We start from the raw sequence: 22423 nt of genomic DNA, 5'->3' as shown, positions 1-22423 counted from the left end.
TCGAATCTCCCTTTCGCATCAGAACGCGATGGTCGCGGTGACCATCAGCGGGTCGCCTTTCAGGCGGCGCTTCACGTCGAACTCGGTGAGCCAACGTGCGGCGAACTCGACCTGCCCGCCGTCCCACTTCTTCGTATAGTTGACGGTGGGCCCCAGCGCGAACGAGCGGCCCTTGAAGCCATTCAGGCGGTCGGCCGTCGGGCCCTCGTCGTCTTCCAGCTGCTCGATCCAGCCGCCGATGCCGCCCGCGCCCCAACCGTTGGGAAATCGCTTGACCAGTTGCGCATCGAGGCGCAACACCGCGCCGTTCTGGTAATCGGTGGCGTCGTTCTCGGTGTAGAAGTCGACCGCGCCAACGGCGGTGAATTCCAGCGTGCCCTGCTGCATCAGTTGCGTGTAGGCGACGGTAGGCGAGTAGGTCCAGTTGTTGAGGCTCAGGTTCGCCAGCCGGTCGGGGTCGTAATCGCCCCAGTCGGTGTAGACGTACAGCGCCAGGCTCATGTGCTTGGTCTGGTCGAAGTGATAGCCGGCGATGATCGGCGCGAAGAACGGATCGAACACGCCCCAGCTGGCTTCGTCGTTCACCCGGCCCGTGCGCGAGCCGATCGACACGTCGGCGGTGACGTCGACTTCCGCGACGGGCAACGTGGCCATCGAGGCGAAGTTCCAGCGGCCCTCGCCGGTGTCCCACACGTACAGGCCGGTGACGCTGAGCATGTCGAAGGTCGCATCCAGGCCGAGCGTCACCTGGTTGGCCACCGGCACTTCGCGCGAGCCGCTGATTTCGCCGTTGTAGTGCACGTAGCCGATGGCGGCGTTGAAGCCCGGCGTCGGCGGCACCACGCCGGCGAACGACTGCACGCTCGTGCCGGTGATGGTGCGGCCGAGCGCGCCTTCGGTGGCAAAGGCGGGCGGCGCGAGCGACGCGCAGCCCAGCGCGATGCCGATCGCGAGCAGGTGACGGATGTTCATCGTGTTGTTTCTCCAGACGTGTCGCGTCGCCACGCGCGTGCGGCGACGCATAAGCGAGCGCGGCGACAGCCTCATCGCCGCGCGGTTGATCGATCAGCGACGACGGAAGCCGCCGCCGCGGAAACCGCCGCCGCCGAGGCCGGGGCGGAAGCCGCCGACAGGGCGTTGCATCCCGCCGGCCGGTCGCTGCATGCCGCCGCCGCGTTCGAATCCGCCGGTGCGCTCCATGGCGCCGCCCTGGCGCTGGAACGCGCCGGGATTCAACGAACCGCCATCGCCGCGGACACGCTGGTCGCCGCGTTCGCGCGCGAAACGGTCGCCATCGAGCGCGGCTGGATCGACGTTCTGCCGCGTCTGTCCCGACAGGTTCCGCGAGCGGTCGGGGCGATGGACCTGCGTCCAGCCGTTCTCGTCGTGCTTGTAGACGTTGCCGTCGCGACCGGCATAGACGTTGTCGTTCACCTGCACCACGCCGCCGCGATTCAACGTGCCGGTGTCGGCGTTGTAGTGGAACCCGCCGGCGCCGCGCGCGTCGCCGCCGTTGGGTCCCTGCGTGTTGAACGCGCCGGCCGCGCCCGCGCCGTTGGGTCCGATGGCCGCGCCGCCCGCGGCTTCCGTCACGCGGCCGGTATTGGTGTTCACGACGGTGCGTTCGCCCGCCCGCGCTGCCTGCCCGGTGTAGGGATTCACCGCCGCGGCCGATCCACCGGCGACGACCCGCCCGGTTTCGGGGTTGTAGCGGATACCCTGCCCGCCCGCGCTGGTGGTGCCGGTGTAGACGTTGGTGTTCACGCCCGCGCGCCCGATGCCGCGACCGCCGGTGGCCTCGTTGTAGTAGCCGCCGCGCGCGCCGCGCCCGACGTTGCCGGTCCACGGATCGGCCCACGCGGCTGCCGTGCCGCGCACCGCCGCGTTGCCCCAGTGGCCGTAGACGTTCCATGCGGCCGCGCCGCCGCCCCACCAGCCGTACGGGTAGGCCGGGCCGTACCACGGGCCCCACCACGGGCTGTACGGGCCGTACCAGCCGTCGTACCAGCCCCAGCCCCAGCCGAAGCTCCAGCCCACCCACGGGTTCCAGCCGAAGTACGCGCCCATGCCGTACGTCGCCGGGCAGCCGTACCAGTACGCGCCGACCCACGGCGTGCATGCGTAGCCGGTGCCGTACACCACGACGTTGTCGGTGACGACCGTGCCGTAGTAGCCCGGCGTGTAGCCGACATACACCTCGTCGCCGTCGGTGCCGTACACGCGGACGTAGGTGACGTAGTGCAGCGGCGAGCTCGTCGGAATGCCGTAGATCGCGGCTGGAACACTCGTCGCCACTGCCCACGGACCCGTCGGCGACGAAGCGCTGAACCAGATGCCCTTGTCGACGGCGTAATAGCTGTCGTTCGCCACGCGGATCACCGGCACCGCCGTGTTGCGTGCGTATTGCAGCGACGTGCCTTCGATGTTTGCGAACTGCGGCGCACCGTCGTACGCGACGCTGAGCTTCGCCTGCGCCTTCTTCACCGTCGCGGTTTGCGGGATGTCATTGGCGATCAGCGCTTCCTTGGATTCCGGCGTGCCGGGAATCGACGCGAGCACGCCGCTCTTCGGGCTGTCGGGCGGAATCTTCGCGAAGTCCGCCGGCAGGCGGTTCGGCGCGACGTACGTCCACGGCCCCTTGCTGCCCGGCGCGGTGAACCAGCGACCGGATACGAGCACGTACCACGCGTTGCCCGCGCCGGCATCGACGAACACGTCCGCGCCGGTGTTGGCGATGTAGCTCAGACTCGTGCCCGGCACGGCCGCGAACTGCGGATCGCCTTGCACCGTGATCAGTTCGGCGGGATGCGTGCGCACGTACAGCTGCGGCATGCCGCCGTTGGCGAACGCCTGCGCCAGCGCCTGCGGCGGCTTGTCGAGCGTGTCGACTTGCTTCGAAGCAACCGCCTGCTGCATCACCTGCGTGAGCTTCGCATCGACCGACGGCGCCGCCGACCACGGGCCGTCGAGCGACGCGGCCTTCGCCCAGTGACCGCCGATGTACGTGTAGTACTGCCCGCCCTGCTGCAACAGCAGCGATCGGCTGTTGATGACGCGCTGCACGCCGGCGACGCCAGTGGGTTTCAGTGCGGGGGCGCCGTCGACCAGGATCAGCACCGACGGCTGCGTGCTGAACAGGATTTCCGGCGGATCGTTGCGAACCGGCAGGGAGGCCGGCGCCTTCGCGTCCACCGCAGCGATGGCCAGCGCCGATTCGAGCTGGTCGAGCGAGACGGTGAGCGTGGATTTCTGCTTCAGCTGCGCGCGCGCCAGTTCGAGGTATTGCGCCTGCTTCGCGCTGGCCGTCGGGAAGCTCGCACCCGTCAGTTGCATGTCGCTCAGCACGACCGCGCGCGCGTCCTTGTCGATCTGCGTGCGCGCCTGGAACGTCACCACGCCGTAATCGGCGGTCTGCTCGGTCTTTCCGTCCGCTCCGCTACGGGTGCCGGTGTTCACCGACATCGCGAAGCGTCCCTTGAGCTGATTGTCCTTCCAGCTGTCGTACTGCGGCTGGTGGACGCTGAAGGTCGTTCCGTCGCGCGTGAATTCGCGCGGGAAGGGGCGCGCGTCGATGGCGACGGCCGCGCCCGCGGTGGAGGCCTGTGCAACGAGCCGATCGACCTGCGCCGCCGCCGGTGTGGCGATGGAGAACGCGAGGGTCGCGGCGATCATCAGCGAACGCAATGGCATGGGCACTCCTTGCTCGGATCGGCGTTGCGGTAGTCGTTCGCGAACAGCGACTGAACGACAAGGCGACGGATGGTGACAGGGAACGTGAATCGCCAAAGGCCAGAAAAATTCAGCAACGAATCGTCAGTTCGGTGGATTAACCACGATGTATTGCACCGTCGTTCCTGCGTATTGCGGCTGGTACCAGGTGTTGCCGCATTGCTGGTACGGCACGCCGTTGACGACGGTGGTGACGCAGCTGGGCGGCACCGAATGCACGATCGACCCGATGGCCGCCGCAGTCACCGCGGCCGCCGTGGTCACCGCAGCGGCGGTGGCAACGGGATGATCGTCGTACCAGTCGTCGTGCCAGCGGTTGTCGATGTCGATGTCGTTGTGCACGTCGATGCTGGTGTTGCGGTTCACGCTCGTGCTGCGGCTTGCCGATGTGCGGCTGGCGTCGTGCTGCACGCTTCGATTCGCCACCGCCGCGTGGTTTCCGGACGCACCCGCGTGATTGACGCTGGTCCGCGCGGCACCTCGCGCGCGCGGCCCGGCCTGCGCGTCGCTGGTGACGGCGAGCACGGCGATCGCACCGGCGAGCAGCCCGATGCCCAAGCCGATGGCGATCGCGCGTCGATGCGGCGGCGCGGCGTTGCGCACGAGGTGGCGTCGGGGTTCGTGGCGTTTCATCGGGAGCCCTCCTGCGTCGCGACGACGTCGACTTCGACGAACTCGATGCGATGCGCATCCTTCGGCGGCACGAAGGCGAAGTCGGCATCGCGCACTTTCGCGTTCGTGTTCCAGGTGAGCGTGCTGGCGTACTGCGGCTGCGCGGGATCGGCCGTGGTGGTGATCACCAGCCGCCGCGGCAAAGGCTTGTCGCCGGCTTCGATCCAGATCTGCCAGTCCACGCCGTCCTGCCGGAAGGCGTACTGGTCGGTGACGCTGCCGTCGATGCGCGCCGGACCGACGTACGCGGCCGATCGCAGCGACGACGTCGGCGCCTTCGCGGTGCCCCACAAAAACAGGTCGGCCAACGGCAACTCGATGCCGTATCGGTCTTCCGCGGCGCCGAGCAGCGCCGCGATCGTGGGTGGCGCCGGCGTCTGCGCATAGAGCTTGTTGCGCGGCCCGTACACCGTGAGCGTCTTTCCGTCGTAGAACAGCTCGCGTTCCTTGCGGTCGGTCTTCATGCCGATGTACAGGCGATCGGGCGCGCGCACCTTGTAATCGAGCGTGCCGGGAAACTGCAGCTTCTGTTCGTCGTCCGTCACCAGGTCGATCGTGGTGTCGGCGTGCAGGCCAAACTGTTTCAACCCGCGCAGGTACGCCGACATGCGTTCCAGCGCCGCGACGGCCTCGGGTTGCACGGCAGGGGCGGTGGCGATGGCGGAGCTCGCCGCATCGCGTCGTTCACGGGTCTGCGCACAGGCCAATGCCGGCGCGACGATGCAGGCGATCGCGACAACGAACAACGAAGAACGACGCATTGCGCACCTCCTCGATGTGACGGCGGCCGACGATGCGCCGCCGTTTGGCCGCGATGCGGCCAGGGCGACGCGTCAGCGGTCCGGACCGGACGCCGATGCGTGCGTGGTTGTGCGGCTGTGAACGTCGGCGTAGGAAGGACGCGCGCTGCGGCGCGTCGGTTGCGCGATCGCGCCGCCCCGGCTAGGCGATGAATGCCTGCTCGACATCGTCCCTCCCTCCCGACAGTCCCATTGCCCGGTGGTGCGTGACGCGTGCGGTCGGGTTGCGATGGTGTCGCGAAGTCGGACCGCGGCCACCATTTCCGGAAATGTGGCGTGAAACCGTCGTGACGAGCGCGCGAACGCGGGTGGGTTCAGGCTGAACCGAGATGGCGCGTCAGTGGGGGCGTCGCGAAGAATTCAAGGCAGCGAGTGGCTCAGCTCCGCGGTGCCGGTGATGCGATGCAGGTGCTGCTCCAGTTCGCCGATGCGTTCAGCCAGCCGGCGCGTCTGTTCGTCGTCCAGATGCTGCATGTCGCCCAGCATCGCGGCCAGGCGCGACAGGCGCTCGCTTTCGCCGCGCACGTGCCGCCGCAGCCGCAGCGCGAACTGTTCCTCGGCATTCACGGTGCTGCGCCGATGCAGGTCGATGAGAACGTCATACAGGCGTTCTGCGATGCGGCGGTCGCTGTCGCTCCATTGCACGCTTTCCCCGCGCACGGTTTCGCGCCAGGCGGCGAAACTGCGGCGCGGCGCGATGCGCTGGCCATCGTCGGTCGGCACCGTGGCCTTGTGCGGATGCCCGGCCCAGGTGACTTCCTCGATCTGCTCCTTGCGGAAGCAGTACACGCCGTCGCCATCGCGGCCGAAGGCCATCGACAGCACGCCGGCCAGCCCGTCGGCGGGACGCGTCTGGCTGCGCCATTCCTCCCGACGATGCGTGGACGCGACGGCGCCGGCGCGCGCGGCGCCCCACGCGCACAGTTCGGAGAACGATTCGCCGCCCGGCACGGTGCCTATGCTCATCTGCCGGTTGCCCAGCACCATCATCGCGCCGTCGGCATCGAGCAGCTTCACGATGACGCGCAGGTACGTGGGCAGCACGTCCGCGAAGGGTCGCGACTGCGTCGCGTCGCGCAATACGTCGCCCAGCTGTTGGCTCTGGTCGTACAGCGCCATTGCGGTGGCCTGCTCGTGGCCGGCCACGCGCATCGAGACGTACATGCCGAACAGATCCGCGGTGGCGCGAACGCCCGGCGGCATCAGTCGCGCGGTGCGATGGTGGCAGGCGATCAGGCCCCACAGGCGGCCGCCGCTGACGATCGAAATGGACATCGACGCGCCCACGCCCATGTTGCGCAGGTATTCCAGGTGCATCGGCGACACGCTGCGCAGCGCGTGGTGCGACAGATCGAGCGCGGCGCCGCCGGCATGGCGCTGCGGCTCGATCGCCACCGGCGTGTAGCCCGCATCCGGGATCACGCGCAGGCGGTTCATGAGATACAGGTTCCGCGCCTGCACAGGGATGTCCGTCGCCGGATACCGCAGGCCTAGGTATGGCTCCATGTCCTGCGCGTGGTCTTCGGCGATCACCTCGCCCGCGTCGTCCGCGCGGAACCGGTAGACCATCACGCGGTCGTAGCCGGTCAGTTCTCGCACCAGGCTTGCGACCTGCTGGAAGAACGCCGGGCCCGGATCCTGCCCGGCGATCCGGCCGATCATCGCATTCGCCGTGATCGGACCGACGTTATCCGCGCCGGCCTGCTGCGGCTCGATCTCGATATGCACCAGCCCCTGGTGCAGGTGCGTGCTGATGTCGCACAGCGCGCCGCGCCCGCCGAGGTTCGTCGTCGCTACGCGCTGCGCGGCGAGGCCCGGCTCGATGAAGCGCAGCGCATCGGCGATGGCTTCCAGGATGCTGCCGTCGACGTGTTCGCGCAGCGAAGTGCCGAGCAGCTGCGCCGGCGTCTCGTCGAACAGCTCGGCGACGTTGGCCGACACGTGGCGCACGGTCCAGTCGGGCCAGCTGCAACTGACCAGATAGCCGTGCGGCTGGATCGCGCCCGAGAGATGGATCGGCTCGCGCGCGCAGATCTCCGCTTCGGTGGCGTTGACGACGTTCATGAAAGTTCCTTTTCGATGTGCAGGGCGTCGCGCAATGCGGTTTCCACGGCGGCGAAGGCACGGTGGCTGGCGGCGACAAGGCGATCGAGCTCGCCTGCGTCCGGCGTGGAGTCTTCGAGTTGGGCGAGCACGTCAGGCCATCCGGTCGAGGTCGCGTGCTCGTTCAGGTAGCGCGCGCCGGCACGATCGTCGTACCCGAGCGTGCGCGCCTGTTTCAGCAGCATGCGCGCACCCAGCGACGAGCCTTCGAACACGTACGCCCAGCCCAGCCGTTCATAAAGATCGCCGTGTGTCGCAGCCGCCGGCGCGGCTTCGCCGGCGATGCCGAGCGTGCGCAGATCGTCGAATAACAGCGGCAGGTAGCGCTCCCGCGCGCCGTCCGGCAATGCGCTGGACGCGACGAAACGGTGCATCGCGCGAAGGTACGCCGCGTAGTCGCGATGCCGCGAAATGCCGTGCGGAAGCAGGGCGTCCACGCGCTCGTGCGCGTTGGCGGTCGCGTGCCGGAGATGGGATCGGACGGGGCACAGTGACATCGGCGCGCTTCCTGGGCGTCTCGAGGTGGACCAGCCTACCCGAATCGGGTTGACCGCGTCGGTTCTCTTGCGCTGGAACGCGCGCGCTCAGCCGCGCATCGCCACGCTCTCACGCTGGTTGCGCGAAGCGGTGAACGCCGACGGATGCTCGCCGATGCGGAATCCCATGCCGGGAATCGTCTGCAGCAGCGGTGTGTCGTGCCCGCGATCGATCGCCTTGCGCAGGATGTAGAGATGGCTGCGCAGCGAATCCGAATCCGGCGGCTCGTCGCGCCACACCTCGCGCTGGATCTCCTCGCGGCTCACCACGCGCGGCGCCTCGCGCATCAGCAGGTGCAGGATCTGGAAGCCGATCGGCGTCAGGTGGATGGTCACGCCGCCGCGTTCGGCGGTCATCGAGTGCGGATCGAGCACCAGGTCGCCGACGCGGATCGGTTCGCTCGCGGTCTTGCGCGAACGACGCATCAGCCCGCGCAGGCGCGCTTCGAGTTCCTCGATCGAGAACGGCTTGGTGAGGTAATCGTCGGCGCCCGCTTCCAGGCCTTCCACGCGGTCCTGCACGCTGTCGCGCGCGGTCAGCATCAGGATGGGCGTCGCGCGGCGCTGCTCCTGACGGATGCGTCGGCACACTTCCACGCCGTCGATGCGTGGCAGGTTGCGATCCAGGAGGATCGCGTCATAAGGATTGTTCGCGGACAGTCGCAGCGCCTCGGCGCCATCGCGCGCGAAGTCGACTTCGTAACCACCCGCCTCGAAGTAACCGCCGAGCATTTCCGCGATGGGAAGATGATCCTCGACGATCAGGATGAGTCGGCCGTTGTGGTTCATGTGCATACCGATGTTGAAAACCGCTAGGTTTCAAGACTCGGTGAAGAACCGTGACGCGAACGTGAGAAAGCGCGATGACAAAAAATGCGCATCGCTGAACGAAACGGATGCGTGTACGTATGAACGGAGATTTTGCGCTCCCATTCACGATGCCGTCGCCGTCGCACACGGAAGATCGGTTCATCGCAACCACCAACGGAGCATCGCCATGGCCATTGCCGATCACGAACTTCGCGTCATCAACAGCCTCATCGAAACCACCATCGACAGCGTGCACGGTTACCGCGAGGCGGCCGGCGACGCGCAGAACCCGACGCTGCGCACGCTGTTCGAGCGCCGCGCGAGCGAGCGCCAGGCGTCCGTTGCGGCGCTGCAGTCGTACGTGGTCGCGCATGGCGGAAAGGCCGAGGACGACGGCACCATCCTCGCGGCGGCGCACCGCGTGTTCGTCGACCTGCGCAACGCGCTGAGCAAGGGCGACGAGGCCGTGGTGAAGGAAGTCGAGCGCGGCGAAGACCACATCAAGCACAAGTACGAGGACGCGCTGAAGGACGTCGAGCTGTCCCCGGCCGCGCGCGACGCCATCGACAAGGCCTACGCCTCGGTGAAGCAGGGGCATGACGAGATGAGCCGCCTCAAGCACGGTTTCGAGGCGCTGGGCTGATCGGCCCGTCCCGCTGCGACCTGGTTCGCGGGCACGCCGCATGAACCCGGATGTGATCGGCTGGCTCGCGTCGATCGTGCTGCTGGCTACCCTGATCCGGCAGATCGTCACCATGGCGCGCGACGAGAACGCACAGGGCGTCTCGCGCTGGCTCTTCTTGGGCCAGTGCCTAGCGTCGGTGGGGTTCGTCGCCTACAGCCTGATGGTGGGCAACACGGTGTTCGTCGCCACCAACATCGCGATCCTGGTGACCGCCATCGTCGGCCAGTGCATCGTGACGCGGCGCAAGTCGCGCCACGCGCCTACGTAGCGGCGCTCGACCGACCTGAAAAGCGGATGCCCGTTCTGAGCCAACTAAGCCCGGGTTGATCCAGTCGTATGCGCCGTTGCGAGCGGATTTGTACTGCGAGGTAGTCGAGCATGCGAAGACGCCATCGGTCTGTGGTCTCGGCAAATGTCGTGCTCAGCGATGTCGTGGCGTCTAGCTGGACCGAGATCGAGGCGCAGCATTAACGCGCCCTTGCCAAGGACGAGGTGCTCACGACTCACCTTGGCCAGAACAAGTTCAATTGCCTTTGGATCCAGGCTCGTCTCGGGCGCTGCTTTTTCATGGATGCCCAGCAACCGCGTGTACTGAAGATCGTCCGGCAAGCGATCTGATTCCATGGGCGGTTTCCGTATACATCTCTCGATTTCGGCTTCTGGACGATAGCGGACGTTCGGCCGGGACGCCCGGCAGCCGGGCTGCTAATGTCCGCTTTCGACCCGAAGCGGACGCCGCGGATGCTGCCAATGGATACAAGGATGACGGTCGCCCAGAAGTTCAGGAGTGGGTATCTGCCTTACACCGCGACCATGTTGGCGGTACTTGCTGTGCTCGCGATGCTCGCGACGGGGCCAGCAGCCATTGCGGCACTCCTGGCCGTCCTGTTGTGGGGCGCTGGATTCTGCCTATGTCAGCTCGTGATATTGGCCTTGCCCGCCCGGCAGGACGATCGGGCCCGTTTCCACACAGACTGCACCGTCCTCACGCTCGGCAGCTTTCTCGTAGCGCCGCTCTTCATGGAAGGGTTTGCGAAGCTAGCCATCTTGGGCCGGTAGGCGTGATGCCCGCTTCTGGCCGTTAGCGGCCATCAACGGGCGCCGGCATGCGGCATCCGGAGCCCCCGGGCTCCGGATGCCATCGACAGGCGACTACTTCGACTTCTTCATCGGCGAAACCGGGCCCACGGCAGTCGAACCGATGCCATCGAGCAGTGCATCCTGCTCCTTCCAGTAAGCGTCGAAGTTGACGCCGCCGGTTCGGTCGTAGAGCTGTTCGGGCGTGACCACATCGGCAACGTGGTAGGCAGCGACGTTGGCGCCTACTTTCGTTGCGAAGGCGCCATTGACTGGTTGCGAAACGATATCCAACGGCTGGCTTCGATACCCGAGGCGGCTGCCGGTCATGTCGCGGGCGAACGCACGCATCAGGCCTTCCGCACGGGGCTTCGCAACCTCGTCGCCGTAACGGGCGTAGAAGTCGCCTCCAAGCGCGAGTGCGTGCGCCTGTTCGCTGGGGGTCAACTGCGACCACATCTTCTCGCGGATGAGCAGCAACTTCCTATTGCCTCGCTCGGCCGCCAGGTCGGCCCAGACGTACGCCTGTGCGCGATCTTCGGCAACGCCGGCCCCGTGCCAGTACATCAGGCTCAGGTAGTGCTGCGAATACTTGTCCGCATACCGTGCGGCGGTCATGAAATGATCGACCGCGTCTTCGCCGTCTCCCCTCAGATAGGACTTCAGGCCGAACACGCGCTGCAGCTCGTTCGGTTTGTCCTTGGACGTGATGACGACCGCGTCGAGCTGCATGAAATTCTTGTCGCTGAGCCGAAGGTCCTGCCCTTGGCCGCTGTGTGCACCCGCCGCACCCGCCGCGAGCAGCATCGCCAGAACAAATACGTTTCCATGGACCATCACTGCCATCTCCCTGTGCACGATGAATGGTGTCGTTCGTCCCCGGGGCGTCGCGACGAAGCGCGGGCGCTCGAAGCGCGGCCCCGCCACAACCCTACCGGCCCCCCGGCCGTGTCGCAAATCCCACGCCGACCTGAAGGTGGCCCACATGCGCTCGGAGGGACGATGGTACTGTCCGCTTTCGACCCAAAGCGGACATTCGACTTCCGCCCCGAGCGATGCCAATGACCTCTGAAATCGTCCTCTGGCGAATCCGCAATCGGATCATTGAGTACCTCGACTTGGCCGCGTCGGCAGAGGACCAGATTGCATACCAAGCGGCCGTTCCAGATCTCCATGTTCCGAGTGAAGTAGCTAACCAATGGGAAGACTGGGTCCGGCCCGACTGGCGGCAGTACCTGAAGCCGCCGGTGTTCTCGCACGAGGAAGTGGAGGCAGTCGACAGTTTCAACGCGTCTTTCGCGGCTGCCATGACTGCAACCAAGGATCCGTTGCCGCCATTGGGCGTCTTGCTTGAATCCGCCGAGTGGGGTGAGCTGCGCGACGCCGCGTCCGCTGCACTCGAGGTGTTCCGGACGCGCGGGCATCGGCCAGAGGCTGACTTGGACGAAAGCATTTGAGTTCGCGAGAGTCCGCTTCTTGCCGTAAGCGGACGTTGAGGCGGGCGAGGCGGCCGGACCGGTGCTAATTTCCGGTTTCGACCCATAGCGGACATTCAGGGGGGGGCAGGGATGCTGCGTGGTGCCAGCTTGATTAGCTTGGTTGCCGGCGTAATCGTGGTCATCGCGATCGCATACGCCGTGCGCCTCAGTCTCGATCCGCGCCATTACTTCTTTTACGAGGCCGCAGATCGGACCACCTGGGTGTATCGCCCGGGGCATGTCGCGTTCGTGTGCGCGATCATGCTCGCCGAGGCGGCGCTGGTCTGGGGAGTGTTCTTGCAGCCTCGGCCGGCGCTTTGGCTCCGCTGCGCGATCGGTCTAGGCATTCTCGGTCCATGGACGCTGCTTGCAACCAGCGTCTTCATGCATGCGCCGGGTTACGTGCTGTTCCACCACCTTTGGGCCTGGTCGCTGGTTGGTCTCCTGACGCTTGCCGCTTCCGGGTCGGGGGGATGGCTCGTCTACCGGAGGCTTCGGCGAGCAATGACGGGAGCGTTCGATCAGCCACGATGAAATGTCCGCTTCTGGCCGATAGCGGACATCTCACCGCCTGTACCGCGTTCTCAACGGCTCCCTTCGGGTAGGTGATCCGCTCACTACCTAACAAATACGAGCACGGCTCTCCGGTTTGATCCACAGCGCATTGTCCGGTGCCACATCGAACGCTGGGGCTGGTCGTAAAGCTCACACCTCAGGATCTGCTCGTGCTCGACCTGCTGAACGAGTGCTACAGCGTCAAGGAACTGGAGTACGCGTTCGCCGGCGCGCGCCGGTTGCCACGGTACCTGCTAGCGGTTGGCGTGGCTTCCAAGCTCCTCAAAGGGCTGCAGCCGTACTGTCGTAAGCTGGCAGCTAACAATTCGTCCAAGCCGACGCCGCTTCGCGGCGCGGCTTAACTCAGGTGTTAGGGCGCACAGCCGGTACTAGGCAACTGGAGGAAGCATGAAACGATCGTTCGTGGTCGTTGCTGCACTAGTCGTGGTCTCTGCTTGCGCGGGCACGCGTGAGCGCGAAGATTCTCAGTCCTGGTCCTCCTGCGCTCGGACCCAAGCAGTGAACATGCTGCAGAACGGCGTACCGCAGTCCTGGCAGGTGTCACCAAGCCTCCCCGACGGATTGCCATTGCAAGTGGTTTCGCTAGGCGCCCATCCGCCGGAAGCGATCGCCGACGCGCTGTACCGCACACTACACCTGTCGCCTTCCACCAATTCGTTCTACCTGGAGCAAACCGGCGGCCTTGCGGGAATGCGCCAGATCTATGGCCCCATTTCGCTTGCCGGCCGTTGCACGGGTGCGCCCTAACAATTCGTCCAAGCCGACGCCACTTCGTGGCGCGGCTTAACTCAGGTGTTAGCTGCTGTCAGTGGTTCTGTTGTTTCACGGTGGCGCACGTTATCCCGCGTTGGGCTTCTGCCACTGTTCGCCCTCCGATTCTTCTCGGCCCGCGCCGTTGTGGCTTTCGCCGTAAGCGGTATTCCATACCGCCCATTTGTCAGTGCCGGCGCTCGGACTCGCCCTGGTGAGGCTGCCTGCCTTCGGCCAGTTTGGGCTTTCGTCGGGTCGCTCTGATCGTTCCCGGCTCCGTCCGGCGCAGCGGGCTCAAGAGCAATTCGTCGCTTGCCGCGGTTCGCGCCCGCTGCCGTTGCAGCTAACAAGTCGCTCAAGCCGACGCCGCTTCGTCCCTTCGTTGAACCGGCCGGCTGCTCTGGCATCATCGGCTCCGGAAAGCCCGCGCAGCGGCGCGGCTTAGCTCTGGTGTTAGGCAGCTGCATGCAGTCCGTCGATCACGTGCTAGCTCTTTGGGAACTCGGCGTGCTTTCGTCGGACGCAGCTGTCGCGTGGGCGGACGCACAGATAAGCGCCTCCAGTCAGCCTTCCTACGAACTAATAGAGCTGTCGCTTCACGGCCCGGCACAATGCGTCGCTCGCCCAGATCCATATTTTCACGCCCGGCCTCTAGCGGTGTCCTTCTCGCAGAAGTTCTCCGTTAAAGCCGTGGGCCTTGATCTATCCTCCGAGCAAGAGGCGCTGGCCTTCGCTAAGTGGGCAGCTTGGAACGCCATCGGCGAGGACCTGGACGACCCATTGGTGAGGTTCGGTTATCACCTCGATCACCTGCTAGATGACTGCAGCGATCCGGAAGCGGCCGTTCAATTGCTTCGCGAGGCTCTGCCTTCCATGATCCCAGGCTGTAGGGCAGCGGCTGTCGAACTATTCGGCCAGCTGCCTAACAATTCGTCCAAGCCGACGCCGCTTCGCGGCGCGGCTTAACTCAGGTGTTAGGCGGCACACGAACCTTCATTGCGTCTGGAGATGGTATGACGGCTACTGGTGCGAAGGCCAAGAAGCATGTCCAACTGCACAAGGACGGAAGTGTCTGGGCAAAGGGACAAACCCTGGAAGGTGTCCCGACCGGGTATTGGGAGTGGTTCCGTGTCGATGGGACGCTCATGCGCTCCGGTCACTTCGAGCAAGGGCGACAAGTCGGCGAGTGGACCACCTACGACAAGCTCGGCCGCGTGTACAAGGTAACGGTAAAGAAGTAGTGCGGACGAAAATGTGGGTGCCGCCTAACCATTCATTCAAGCCGACGCCACTTCGTGGCGCGGCTTAACTAAAGTGTTAGCGCCCATAGCCAACATCCGTGCACCTTGGATGCCGGCTCCACCGCCTCTGCTGCCCAGTGAAATGTCGATACTTCCCAGTCAAGCACTAGCCGCGGCGGTCATATGTTTCACCGTCGCGTTGGTTGGCTGCACATCAGGTGACACTTCACCAGGCATGCGAGCAGCACCAGAAAGAGCCAGGGCATACCCCGGCAAGACCGCAGCGCACGCATTAGAGCTGCAGGGGTTCGTCGAAGTGAAGAACATCGCCGGAGGGAGAACGTGCCCTAGTGAAACCGACATCCACGAAATGGATTTTTGGGCTTGGCGCGGTGGCGAGACATGGGAAGGAACGGTGTGCAGGATGAGTACCGGGCAATTCACCATCGAGTACCGGCGATCTACTTTGCCTCCGCCAAATGCTGGCCCAGAATAGGCATTGCGTCCGGAATGGGCGCTAACAATTCGTCCAAGCCGACGCCGCTTCGCGGCGCGGCTTAACTCAGGTGTTAGGCGGCTTCCATGCATATCAGCAGACGAACATTTGTCGGTACAGCCGTCGCTGGCTGCATAGCGCTCACTGCTCCATCAATGGCTTCAACCACTGGAGAAAAAAGCATGTATGGGCTAATCGGCAAGATGCGGGCCACACCGGGGCAACGTGACGCATTGATCGCCATTCTCGTTGAAGGTGTTTCAAGCATGCCGGGCTGCCTGAGCTATGTTGTCGCACAAGACCCCAAAGATCCTGACGCAATCTGGATCACAGAGGTTTGGGACAGCAAAGAGAGCCATAAGGCGTCACTATCGCTGTCGTCTGTCCAAGATGCCATTGCCCGTGGCAGGCCCTTGATTGCAGCATTCGACGAGCACCATGAGACTGTTCCAGTCGGCGGTCATGGTATCGGAGCCGCCGCCTAACAATTCGTTCAAGCCGACGCCGCTTCGCGGCGCGGCTTAGCTCAGGTGTTAGCGCGCTTAGGGGAGAAATTCGCTCGTGCAGAAGAGAAGCAGACTTACCGGATCAATTGCGGCACTCTCGGCGCTACTTTCTTGGTCGGCAGCATTCACGCAAGAGAAGGTGCCGCCACGACTCGAGGATGGCTCCGCTCCTCCCAGCGACGAACGTTTTATCCCAGCTGAGCCTATCGACTCTCTCAACATTCCCTACCCTGCGGAGTTCTTGCGGCTCGGCTACGCGGGTACATACGAAGCCGACCTCCTCATATCGCCATCGGGTGAAGTAACGGAAGTCAAAGTTCTGAAAACAGTTCATCCCGCTTTCAATCGGGTAATCACTAAACAAGTACGGCAGCTCCGGTTCAAGCCTGCGCTGCTCGATGGGGCGCCCACCGCAGAGTGGTTTCGATACTCGGCGCGCTATTGGCAGGAACGCGCGCGCTAACAATTCGTCCAAGCCGACGCCGCTTCGCGGCGCGGCTTAACTCAGGTGTTAGAGGGCAGATGGAAATCTTCGGCACGCGGGTCCTAGTTCCTGACCCCACGCGAGACCCTGTCTACGACTCGACCAGCGCGCGCCCGGAGGAGTACTTTCGGTCCGGCTGTGTGACTTGCAACTCCACACTTGCCATCAATCTTCCCTCCTATATCGGCAACTACCAAGACCGCGAGAGCGTGTTAGGTCCCGAACAGTCCGAGGCAATTCGCGTGCACTTTGGCTTGCGCGCAGACCGGTCGCTTATCGACGGCTGGCCAAAATTTCGTGTCGAGTCATGCGGGCGTTGTCGCTGTAACTACTTGGTTTACGTCGCTGTGCATGAGCCGGCAAATGGCTGGTTCAGAATCGTCCCCCAAGGCGTCACACAGCTGCCCTCTAACAACTCGTCCAAGCCGACGCCGCTTCGCGGCGCGGCTTAACTCAGGTGTTAGCTGCTGTTATCGGTCCTGAGGTTACGGATGGCGCTCGTGGTTCCGCGCTGGGCTTCGGCCGCTCTTCGCTCGCCAAAGTCTCTCGGCCCGCGCCGTGGCGGCAGAGTCGTCAGCGGTATTCCATACCGCCCGGCTATCAGTGCCGGCGCTCGGTGGCGGAGCGGCGAGGCTGCGCCGGCTTCGGAAATAATGCTCGCGCGGGCTTGCTCTGCTGGTCTGTCGCTTCGTCCGGCGCAGCGGGCTCAAAACCGCTTGGTCGTTGCCTTGGTTCGCGCCCGCTGCCGTTGCAGCTAACAAGTCGCTCAAGCCGACGCCGCATCGTCGCTGCGTTCAAAGGTTCGACGGCCGGTGTATCGTCGGTTCCCAACCGTCGCGCTGCGGCGCGGCTTAGCTCGGGTGTTAGGTGTGCTGCGGGAAATCAATTAGCTCCCGACGAGAAGTTGCTCTGGCGCCGCATCAGTGAGGTGCTTCACTACGTCTGGGATCCCTGTCAGGCGGCCCAAGTCCCGCAGGCTCGCGACGAGTACGAGAGCTACGTGCCTCAGGTGTACGCTGCACTTGCGGCAGGCGCTTCAGCAGGCGCGCTTGCTAAGCTGCTGGCCGAAATCGAACGCTCACCGATTGGCTCGGGTGGGTCAGCCGAGTCGAACCAAGAAGTCGGTGATCTGCTCGTGGAATGGCGTGAGCACCTACGCGGCCAGCACACCTAACAATTCGTCCAAGCCGACGCCGCTTCGCGGCGCGGCTTAACTCAGGTGTTAGCCATCACTGCAGGAGACTCGCGCGTGGACAACATGGAGTTCTTCGATCGTTTCACTCTCGCGCTGTTTGAACGCCTGTACTCGAGCTTCCCCACGCCAGTCGAAGTCGATGCAGTGTCTATCGGGGCAAGCCTGCTTCCGGAGGATGTCGATCAGGCCGTTGGGTTCGACTTGTTGCAGGCTGCTGAGCATGCCGTGACGTTTCTCGCCGAGGAGGGGTTTGTCACCCATCAGGGCAGATACCTTGAAAGGGCCGTGTTCCTTGAGGTGCGGCTTACGTCTAAGGGTCTAGCAGTTCTTGGCAGCACGCCGGGCTCGCTGGAGAATCGCGAGCCACTCATTGCGCGGATTCGCCGAGCGCTCGCCGGCGGTGTGCGAGAAGCGGGCACTGAAACGGTCAAACTGCTTGCTCAGCAGGCGTTCTCAGCTGCTACCGCGCTAGCGCCCGCCGTAGTCGCACAGCTCACTCGGTGATGGCTAACAATTCGTCCAAGCCGACGCCGCTTCGCGGCGCGGCTTAACTCAGGTGTTAGGCGGCATGGACAGTGAGCAGAAGCCGAAGAGGTGGCAGGCGTGGGCTAAAGCATTGCGGTCACTGCGGTGATAGCGGCAGGCGCATCCTACTTCGCGCATGTGCCATTTGTCGTCACACTCATCGCTGTTTCAGGCCTGCCCCTTATCGGTTTTCTCGTCACCATCGACGATGATCTGCCAGGAGGGTTTGCCAATCCGGACGGAACCGAGCCTTTCCCGTGGCGTGAACTCGCTCTGTCCGCCACGATACCGGCAGGTCTGATCGTCTTGGCAGCCCTTTGTCCATGGGTAAGGCACGCGGGCGGCGCGTAGGGGTAGCCGCCTAACAATTCGTCCAAGCCGACGCCGCTTCGCGGCGCGGCTTAACTCAGGTGTTAGGCCTTTGCCATGGCAACTTCAGCGTGGGTGTGTTTCAACTGCAGGAGCGCCGTCCGGCGCAGCTCCGCCTTCCGCGGGGAGGTTCCGTGCCCTATCTGCAGCAAGGAGTGCACTTTTCTGGGCTACAGGATTCTAGTCCCTCCTAAGCAGAAGGTCCGAGAGTGGGCTGCGCTCCGTGAGCAGCTGTTTCGGGAGCGTACCGCCCGTGATGTTCGGGAGCACGAGATGGCTGTCCGGCAGCGCCATGATCTTGAGCAGGAAATCGTGCGCCTTGAGTCAATGCCGGCCAATCGGGGCCGCGCTCGCGCTGTGCAGTTGCTGCGCCGGCAGTTGGCGGGGTCGAATGCCTAACAATTCGTCCAAGCCGACGCCGCTTCGCGGCGCGGCTTAACTCAGGTGTTAGCGCTCACACGAGGGCAGTATTTCCGGCGGCTCCATGGGCGTTCTTGTGCATCCGGGTTCACGGCAGCATTCGGCGGCAGCAATCGTGGCCGCGGCGCAAGTATCGCGCTCGCGCCGTCTTCTCCTGGCCGCGGAAAGCGTGGCGTTGCGCCTTTCGTTTCCCGTTGCGTGCCAGCTCTCGCGCTCGCGTGGCAGACTCGCCGCAAGCCAAGAGATCCGGCCGGCCGCTCTTTCAGCGTGTGATCTCTAACAATTCGTCCAAGCCGACGCCGCTTCGCGGCGCGGCTTAACTCAGGTGTTAGGCGGCTGGAACATGATTGATCGCAACTCGAACCCGATGGGCTGGTCGCTACTTCTGAGCGATCTTGAAGATGCGCACGAACATCTTGGCCAGCTCATCCGGGAGATTCAGGCAGGCCCCGAGTATGGCGAGCCGGAGCTTCGCGTCGATCTGGGCCACGTGTACGCTCATCTCAATCGGGCGTGGCGCCGTCGGAACGTACCGGAAGACTTCACTGAAGCTGAGTGGGGTCCCGCAGGTCAGTTCCCGGAAGATCTTGAGCCAGCCGCCTAACAATTCGTCCAAGCCGACGCCGCTTCGCGGCGCGGCTTAACTCAGGTGTTAGGCCGCTAGGGAAGGACGCGGGAATGGCTGAGAAAATCCGCAAACCAGCTACTACGGTGCAGTCCTTTATTGACGCGCTCGATCATCCGCTCAAGCATGAGATCGTTGCACTCAGGCAGCTCCTGCTCGGGGTGGATCCGAAGATCTCCGAAGAGATCAAATGGAACGCACCTAGCTTTCGTACATCTGAGCACTTCGCCACGATGCATTTGCGGGCGAAGGATTCTTTGCAGCTCATTCTTCATCTCGGAGCAAAGTCCAAGCGGGCGGTTCCGCCTGGTGCCATTGCTGACCCGGACGGGCTGCTTAAGTGGCTCGGGACAGACCGCGCATCTATCAGCTTCAAGGGGCCGGAAGACCTGGCGCAGAAGAACCACGCGCTGGTTGCAATCGTCCGGCAGTGGATCAAGCATGTTTAGGGGTATCGTGGGTCGCGACCTAACAATGCGTTCAAGCCGAAGCCGCTTCGTTCCGCAAAGCACATGGCAGATACAGCTTGCCATGTGCTTCGCTCCACTACGCGTCTCGGCTTAACTTAGGCGTTAGACCCCTGATGACGATTGTTGTCGATTTTCCATTAGCTCATTCGTCGGACAGGTAGATGCAGGCCAGGTAGCTATCCCGGTTATCCCCTGCTTCTCCGGAACAGAAGGGCGAATTCATGACTACTGCTACAAAAGTTAAGGGACCGGCTTCGTACTTCCCATCTATCGAGAAGGCATACGTCAAGCCCGTCGATCATTGGTTCAAAGTTCTCGATTCTGTTCGAGACAAGAAGCATATGGAGCAGGTCGCTTTCCTCAAGACTGAGTACAAGATCGGGCACGGCCACGCTAATGCTCTTGTCGCTTACCACAAGGCCCGGCATGGGGCCTAACAGTTCATTCAAGCCGACGCCGCTTCGCGGCGCGGCTTAATTCAGGCGTTAGGCCTCAAGGGAGAGTCTGCGGGTGCTTAAAGAGATCGACGGCGTGCCTGTCCTAGCCAAGCACCGTGCCACGTGTCACTGCGGCTCTGTGGAGCTTGAGCTTGACCTGCCACAGGGCATCGTTAATCCCAGGCGCTGCGACTGTTCCATCTGCCGTCGCAAGGGTGCAGTGGTGGCGTCGGTTCCCTTGGGTGGGATTCGCATCGTGAAAGGCTCGGAGCATCTCAAGCTCTACGAGTTCAACACCCATACCGCCAAGCACTACTTCTGTGGCAACTGCGGCATTTACACGCACCACCAGCGTCGGTCCAACCCTCACCAGTACGGCTTCAACGTCGGCTGCCTAGAGGGCATAAATCCTTTTGCCATTCCGGATGTGCCAGTTAACGACGGGATCAAACATCCGGCGGACCGGGTTGAGGCCTAACAATGCGTTCAAGCCGAAGCCGCTTCGTTACGCAAACCACATGGCAGGAAAAGCTTGCCATGTGGTTTGCTCCACTACGCGTCTCGGCTTAACTTAGGTGTTAGGCCGCATGACAGACATCGCTGACAACTTCCTTCTGGATCTAGGCTTTCTATTGCGAGAGAAGGCCTTTGCCGCAAAAGAGCAGTTCCATGCCGCACAAACGGCAGAGCAACGGGAGTTTCATGGGGGAAGGCGTAAGCTCCCCCGTCAAGCAGACACTTCAAAAGTAGAACTTTCGGCGTGTCGAACGCGGTACTCGGCAGGCGTCAAGCCGCCGAGCGCGTCGTGGGGTCGAGTCTCGTTGTAGTCGATCATCCACCAGTGCACGGCCTCGCGGACGTCTTCAAGGCGTGCAAACAGGTGTTGATCCAGTACCTCTTCGCGGAACGTACGGTTGAAGCGTTCGATGAAAGCGTTCTGGTTCGGCTTGCCGGGTTGGATGTACTGGATCGCGACGATGTTGGCCTTGCACCAGGCGGTAAAGGCCTCGCCCAGGAACTCCGGGCCGTTGTCCGAGCGCAGCACCTGCGGCAAGCCGTGATCGCGTTTGAGTTGCTCGAACACACGCACGAGCCGGTTGGAGTTGATCGACGTGTCGACCTCGATATGCAGTACCTCGCGGTTGAAGGCGTCGACCACGTTGAAGGTTCGGAAGCGTCGACCACAGGCCAGCGCATCACTCATGAAGTCGACCGACCAGACGGTGTCCGGCAGCCTGGGCACGTACAGCGCCACGCGTTCGCGCTTTGGGAGGCGCCGCTTCGCAGCCCGCCGCAGGTTCAATCGCATCGCCTTGTAGACCCGGTAGATCCGCTTGGGATTCCAGTCCGGCCGCTGTCGGCGCAGCTGATCGCTGCACTTCCAGAAGCCGCGGCTGGGCCGCTCCTCCACCAGCTTTGCCAGCGCTGCGATCAACTCCGCATCGCGCACCGTCCAGTCCAGCGGCGGCGCGTACCACGCTGCCCGCGACAGCCCCAGGTAGCCACAGGACCGGCTCAGCGGCCGCGCGTGCACTTCGGTCAGAAAGCGCACCGCCTCACGCTTCTGGGCCGGCCCTACAGTTTTTTTGCGATCAGGTCCTTCAGTGCCGCGTTGTCCAGCGCCATCTCCGCGTACATGCGTTTGAGCTTGGCGTTCTCGGCTTCGAGCTCCTTGACCCGTCGCAGTTCGGACGCTTCCAGACCGCCGTACTTGCTCTTCCACTGGTAGTAGGTCGCGGTGCTGATGCCGGCCTGTCGACACAGGTCTTTTACCGGCACGCCAGCGTCCGCCTGCTTGAGGATCGAGACGATCTGGCCTTCGGTGAACTTCGAAGTGCGCATGCAACCTCCTGGCTGGGAAAACGATGCCAGAAAGTTCTAGTTATGAGATGTCTGCCTGCCGGGGGAGCTTACGGCCTTGGCTCGGGTGAAGGGTCAACCTGAGTCTGTTACCGCGCCGAAGAGCCCTCGTAACCCGTTACGCCCGCCAAGGAGTGTCGGTAAGCGACGTCCGCTTCTGGCCGATAGCGGACATTGGTCCTCCGAGTGGAGAAATCTGATGCGCGACATCGATCAGATCGAACGCACGCTCGTCGAGTTGTATCCGGCGCTCAAGGTCTCCCAGCTGAAGGTGGTTCATCCTGGCGCCGATGACGATGGTGTGTGGTTTTTTACGCATCCGGCCTCCCGCTCGGAGGTGCAGCTGGAAGCAACCACGGGAAACTGCCCGTTCGTCTTGGAAAGCGACAGCGACAACCAACGACTGGTGCTCACGACCGTCGAGGCGGTCGTTGAAGGCGTAGCCGCGAAGCTAGGACTTGCACTCGCGCGGCAGGCTTCCGATCCTGGCCGATAGCGGGCATCCGGCCCATCGAAGCGGGCTCGGCGGCATTTTGTTGATGGATCCGCGTTCAGCGATACAACATTGCGCCTGGATCA

Annotated in this window: 26 protein-coding genes; 17 read left to right on the top strand and 9 right to left on the bottom strand. The window is 63.8% G+C overall.

The window, feature by feature from the left end:
* Positions 1–18: 18 nt before the first annotated feature.
* The 7 genes from LA521A_RS17055 to LA521A_RS17025 all read right to left on the bottom strand — a co-directional run bounded on the left by LA521A_RS17055 (position 19) and on the right by LA521A_RS17025 (position 8635).
* Positions 19–972: a SphA family protein gene (locus tag LA521A_RS17055; RefSeq protein ID WP_281780034.1), complete on the bottom strand. Its 954-nt coding sequence runs from the start codon at positions 970–972 to the stop codon at positions 19–21.
* A 93-nt stretch (positions 973–1065) separates the two neighbouring features.
* Positions 1066–3690, bottom strand: coding sequence for a hypothetical protein (locus tag LA521A_RS17050; RefSeq protein ID WP_281780033.1), 2625 nt, complete (start codon positions 3688–3690; stop codon positions 1066–1068).
* A gap of 123 nt (positions 3691–3813) precedes the next feature.
* Positions 3814–4362: a hypothetical protein gene (locus tag LA521A_RS17045; RefSeq protein WP_281780032.1), complete on the bottom strand. Its 549-nt coding sequence runs from the start codon at positions 4360–4362 to the stop codon at positions 3814–3816.
* Positions 4359–5162 (bottom strand): DUF2092 domain-containing protein, encoded by an 804-nt coding sequence (locus LA521A_RS17040; protein ID WP_281780031.1) that lies wholly within the window; start codon positions 5160–5162, stop codon positions 4359–4361. Before LA521A_RS17040 ends, LA521A_RS17045 begins: the two co-directional genes overlap by 4 nt.
* A gap of 399 nt (positions 5163–5561) precedes the next feature.
* A complete protein-coding gene (locus tag LA521A_RS17035) occupies positions 5562–7265 on the bottom strand; it encodes a GAF domain-containing protein (RefSeq protein WP_281780030.1) in 1704 nt (567 codons plus the stop codon).
* Positions 7262–7741 (bottom strand): biliverdin-producing heme oxygenase, encoded by a 480-nt coding sequence (locus tag LA521A_RS17030; protein ID WP_281780029.1) that lies wholly within the window; start codon positions 7739–7741, stop codon positions 7262–7264. Before LA521A_RS17030 ends, LA521A_RS17035 begins: the two co-directional genes overlap by 4 nt.
* Positions 7742–7888: 147 nt before the next feature.
* Entirely contained in the window at positions 7889–8635 is a 747-nt protein-coding gene (locus LA521A_RS17025; RefSeq protein WP_425494539.1) for a response regulator transcription factor, read from the bottom strand.
* A gap of 202 nt (positions 8636–8837) precedes the next feature.
* On the opposite strand from LA521A_RS17025, the gene LA521A_RS17020 reads away from it, so the two are divergent.
* The 3 genes from LA521A_RS17020 to LA521A_RS17010 all read left to right on the top strand — a co-directional run bounded on the left by LA521A_RS17020 (position 8838) and on the right by LA521A_RS17010 (position 10394).
* Positions 8838–9293 carry a PA2169 family four-helix-bundle protein gene (locus LA521A_RS17020; protein ID WP_281780027.1) on the top strand — a complete coding sequence of 152 codons (456 nt, stop codon included), beginning with the start codon at positions 8838–8840 and terminating at the stop codon, positions 9291–9293.
* 40 nt (positions 9294–9333) lie between these two features.
* Entirely contained in the window at positions 9334–9603 is a 270-nt protein-coding gene (locus tag LA521A_RS17015; protein WP_281780026.1) for a hypothetical protein, read from the top strand.
* 494 nt (positions 9604–10097) lie between these two features.
* Positions 10098–10394 carry a hypothetical protein gene (locus LA521A_RS17010; RefSeq protein ID WP_281780025.1) on the top strand — a complete coding sequence of 99 codons (297 nt, stop codon included), beginning with the start codon at positions 10098–10100 and terminating at the stop codon, positions 10392–10394.
* 93 nt (positions 10395–10487) lie between these two features.
* On the opposite strand, the gene LA521A_RS17005 is transcribed toward LA521A_RS17010, so the two are convergent.
* On the bottom strand, positions 10488–11258 hold the full coding sequence (locus LA521A_RS17005) for an SEL1-like repeat protein (RefSeq protein WP_281780024.1): 771 nt from the start codon (positions 11256–11258) through the stop codon (positions 10488–10490).
* A 215-nt stretch (positions 11259–11473) separates the two neighbouring features.
* On the opposite strand from LA521A_RS17005, the gene LA521A_RS17000 reads away from it, so the two are divergent.
* From LA521A_RS17000 to LA521A_RS16945, 13 genes are all read left to right on the top strand, one after another.
* On the top strand, positions 11474–11869 hold the full coding sequence (locus LA521A_RS17000; protein WP_281780023.1) for a hypothetical protein: 396 nt from the start codon (positions 11474–11476) through the stop codon (positions 11867–11869).
* A 156-nt stretch (positions 11870–12025) separates the two neighbouring features.
* Complete coding sequence (locus LA521A_RS16995; RefSeq protein ID WP_281780022.1) at positions 12026–12424, top strand: hypothetical protein; 399 nt, start codon at positions 12026–12028, stop codon at positions 12422–12424.
* A gap of 191 nt (positions 12425–12615) precedes the next feature.
* Complete coding sequence (locus LA521A_RS16990) at positions 12616–12807, top strand: hypothetical protein (protein WP_281780021.1); 192 nt, start codon at positions 12616–12618, stop codon at positions 12805–12807.
* A 46-nt stretch (positions 12808–12853) separates the two neighbouring features.
* Positions 12854–13213, top strand: coding sequence for a hypothetical protein (locus LA521A_RS16985; protein ID WP_281780020.1), 360 nt, complete (start codon positions 12854–12856; stop codon positions 13211–13213).
* A 468-nt stretch (positions 13214–13681) separates the two neighbouring features.
* Complete coding sequence (locus tag LA521A_RS16980) at positions 13682–14182, top strand: hypothetical protein (RefSeq protein ID WP_281780019.1); 501 nt, start codon at positions 13682–13684, stop codon at positions 14180–14182.
* Positions 14183–14229: 47 nt separating this feature from the next.
* A complete protein-coding gene (locus LA521A_RS16975; protein ID WP_281780018.1) occupies positions 14230–14457 on the top strand; it encodes a toxin-antitoxin system YwqK family antitoxin in 228 nt (75 codons plus the stop codon).
* Positions 14458–15039: 582 nt separating this feature from the next.
* The gene (locus LA521A_RS16970; protein ID WP_281780017.1) at positions 15040–15438 is read left to right on the top strand and encodes a putative quinol monooxygenase; all 399 of its coding nucleotides are present in this window, start codon (positions 15040–15042) and stop codon (positions 15436–15438) included.
* Positions 15439–15514: 76 nt separating this feature from the next.
* On the top strand, positions 15515–15922 hold the full coding sequence (locus tag LA521A_RS19070; RefSeq protein WP_425494538.1) for an energy transducer TonB: 408 nt from the start codon (positions 15515–15517) through the stop codon (positions 15920–15922).
* A gap of 1270 nt (positions 15923–17192) precedes the next feature.
* Positions 17193–17642, top strand: coding sequence for a hypothetical protein (locus tag LA521A_RS16965; RefSeq protein WP_281780016.1), 450 nt, complete (start codon positions 17193–17195; stop codon positions 17640–17642).
* A gap of 1153 nt (positions 17643–18795) precedes the next feature.
* Positions 18796–19056: a hypothetical protein gene (locus tag LA521A_RS16960; RefSeq protein WP_281780015.1), complete on the top strand. Its 261-nt coding sequence runs from the start codon at positions 18796–18798 to the stop codon at positions 19054–19056.
* Between the two features lie 74 nt (positions 19057–19130).
* Positions 19131–19526 carry a DUF1801 domain-containing protein gene (locus tag LA521A_RS16955; RefSeq protein ID WP_281780014.1) on the top strand — a complete coding sequence of 132 codons (396 nt, stop codon included), beginning with the start codon at positions 19131–19133 and terminating at the stop codon, positions 19524–19526.
* Between the two features lie 242 nt (positions 19527–19768).
* Entirely contained in the window at positions 19769–19984 is a 216-nt protein-coding gene (locus LA521A_RS16950) for a DUF4287 domain-containing protein (RefSeq protein WP_281780013.1), read from the top strand.
* Positions 19985–20057: 73 nt separating this feature from the next.
* Entirely contained in the window at positions 20058–20462 is a 405-nt protein-coding gene (locus LA521A_RS16945; protein WP_281780012.1) for a GFA family protein, read from the top strand.
* Between the two features lie 249 nt (positions 20463–20711).
* Here LA521A_RS16945 and LA521A_RS16940 read toward each other — a convergent pair.
* Positions 20712–21826 (bottom strand): IS3 family transposase gene (locus LA521A_RS16940; RefSeq protein ID WP_281780011.1). Its coding sequence is split into 2 segments (ribosomal slippage): positions 20712–21574 and positions 21574–21826, totalling 1116 coding nucleotides; the frame shifts between segments, so codons are not numbered across the junction.
* A 217-nt stretch (positions 21827–22043) separates the two neighbouring features.
* Here LA521A_RS16940 and LA521A_RS16935 point away from each other — a divergent pair.
* Complete coding sequence (locus LA521A_RS16935; RefSeq protein WP_281780010.1) at positions 22044–22340, top strand: hypothetical protein; 297 nt, start codon at positions 22044–22046, stop codon at positions 22338–22340.
* Positions 22341–22423 lie beyond the last annotated feature (83 nt).

The organism is Lysobacter auxotrophicus (assembly GCF_027924565.1).
GTDB lineage: Bacteria > Pseudomonadota > Gammaproteobacteria > Xanthomonadales > Xanthomonadaceae > Lysobacter_J > Lysobacter_J auxotrophicus.
This window is presented reverse-complemented; position numbering and strand designations above follow the sequence as displayed.

Bases quoted from the DNA above. Each gene is read 5' to 3' on its own strand.
- LA521A_RS16985 (WP_281780020.1), top strand. From the start codon at position 12,854: ATGAAACGATCGTTCGTGGTCGTTGCTGCACTAGTCGTGGTCTCTGCT.
- LA521A_RS17010 (WP_281780025.1), top strand. From the start codon at position 10,098: ATGACGGTCGCCCAGAAGTTCAGGAGTGGGTATCTGCCTTACACCGCG.
- LA521A_RS16980 (WP_281780019.1), top strand. From the start codon at position 13,682: ATGCAGTCCGTCGATCACGTGCTAGCTCTTTGGGAACTCGGCGTGCTT.
- LA521A_RS16975 (WP_281780018.1), top strand. From the start codon at position 14,230: ATGACGGCTACTGGTGCGAAGGCCAAGAAGCATGTCCAACTGCACAAG.
- LA521A_RS17015 (WP_281780026.1), top strand. From the start codon at position 9,334: ATGAACCCGGATGTGATCGGCTGGCTCGCGTCGATCGTGCTGCTGGCT.
- LA521A_RS16935 (WP_281780010.1), top strand. From the start codon at position 22,044: ATGCGCGACATCGATCAGATCGAACGCACGCTCGTCGAGTTGTATCCG.
- LA521A_RS16970 (WP_281780017.1), top strand. From the start codon at position 15,040: ATGCATATCAGCAGACGAACATTTGTCGGTACAGCCGTCGCTGGCTGC.
- LA521A_RS17040 (WP_281780031.1), bottom strand. From the start codon at position 5,162: ATGCGTCGTTCTTCGTTGTTCGTTGTCGCGATCGCCTGCATCGTCGCG.
- LA521A_RS17045 (WP_281780032.1), bottom strand. From the start codon at position 4,362: ATGAAACGCCACGAACCCCGACGCCACCTCGTGCGCAACGCCGCGCCG.
- LA521A_RS17000 (WP_281780023.1), top strand. From the start codon at position 11,474: ATGACCTCTGAAATCGTCCTCTGGCGAATCCGCAATCGGATCATTGAG.
- LA521A_RS17055 (WP_281780034.1), bottom strand. From the start codon at position 972: ATGAACATCCGTCACCTGCTCGCGATCGGCATCGCGCTGGGCTGCGCG.
- LA521A_RS17050 (WP_281780033.1), bottom strand. From the start codon at position 3,690: ATGCCATTGCGTTCGCTGATGATCGCCGCGACCCTCGCGTTCTCCATC.
- LA521A_RS17025 (WP_425494539.1), bottom strand. From the start codon at position 8,635: ATGCACATGAACCACAACGGCCGACTCATCCTGATCGTCGAGGATCAT.
- LA521A_RS17005 (WP_281780024.1), bottom strand. From the start codon at position 11,258: ATGGCAGTGATGGTCCATGGAAACGTATTTGTTCTGGCGATGCTGCTC.
- LA521A_RS17020 (WP_281780027.1), top strand. From the start codon at position 8,838: ATGGCCATTGCCGATCACGAACTTCGCGTCATCAACAGCCTCATCGAA.
- LA521A_RS16955 (WP_281780014.1), top strand. From the start codon at position 19,131: ATGGCTGAGAAAATCCGCAAACCAGCTACTACGGTGCAGTCCTTTATT.
- LA521A_RS17035 (WP_281780030.1), bottom strand. From the start codon at position 7,265: ATGAACGTCGTCAACGCCACCGAAGCGGAGATCTGCGCGCGCGAGCCG.
- LA521A_RS16950 (WP_281780013.1), top strand. From the start codon at position 19,769: ATGACTACTGCTACAAAAGTTAAGGGACCGGCTTCGTACTTCCCATCT.
- LA521A_RS16960 (WP_281780015.1), top strand. From the start codon at position 18,796: ATGATTGATCGCAACTCGAACCCGATGGGCTGGTCGCTACTTCTGAGC.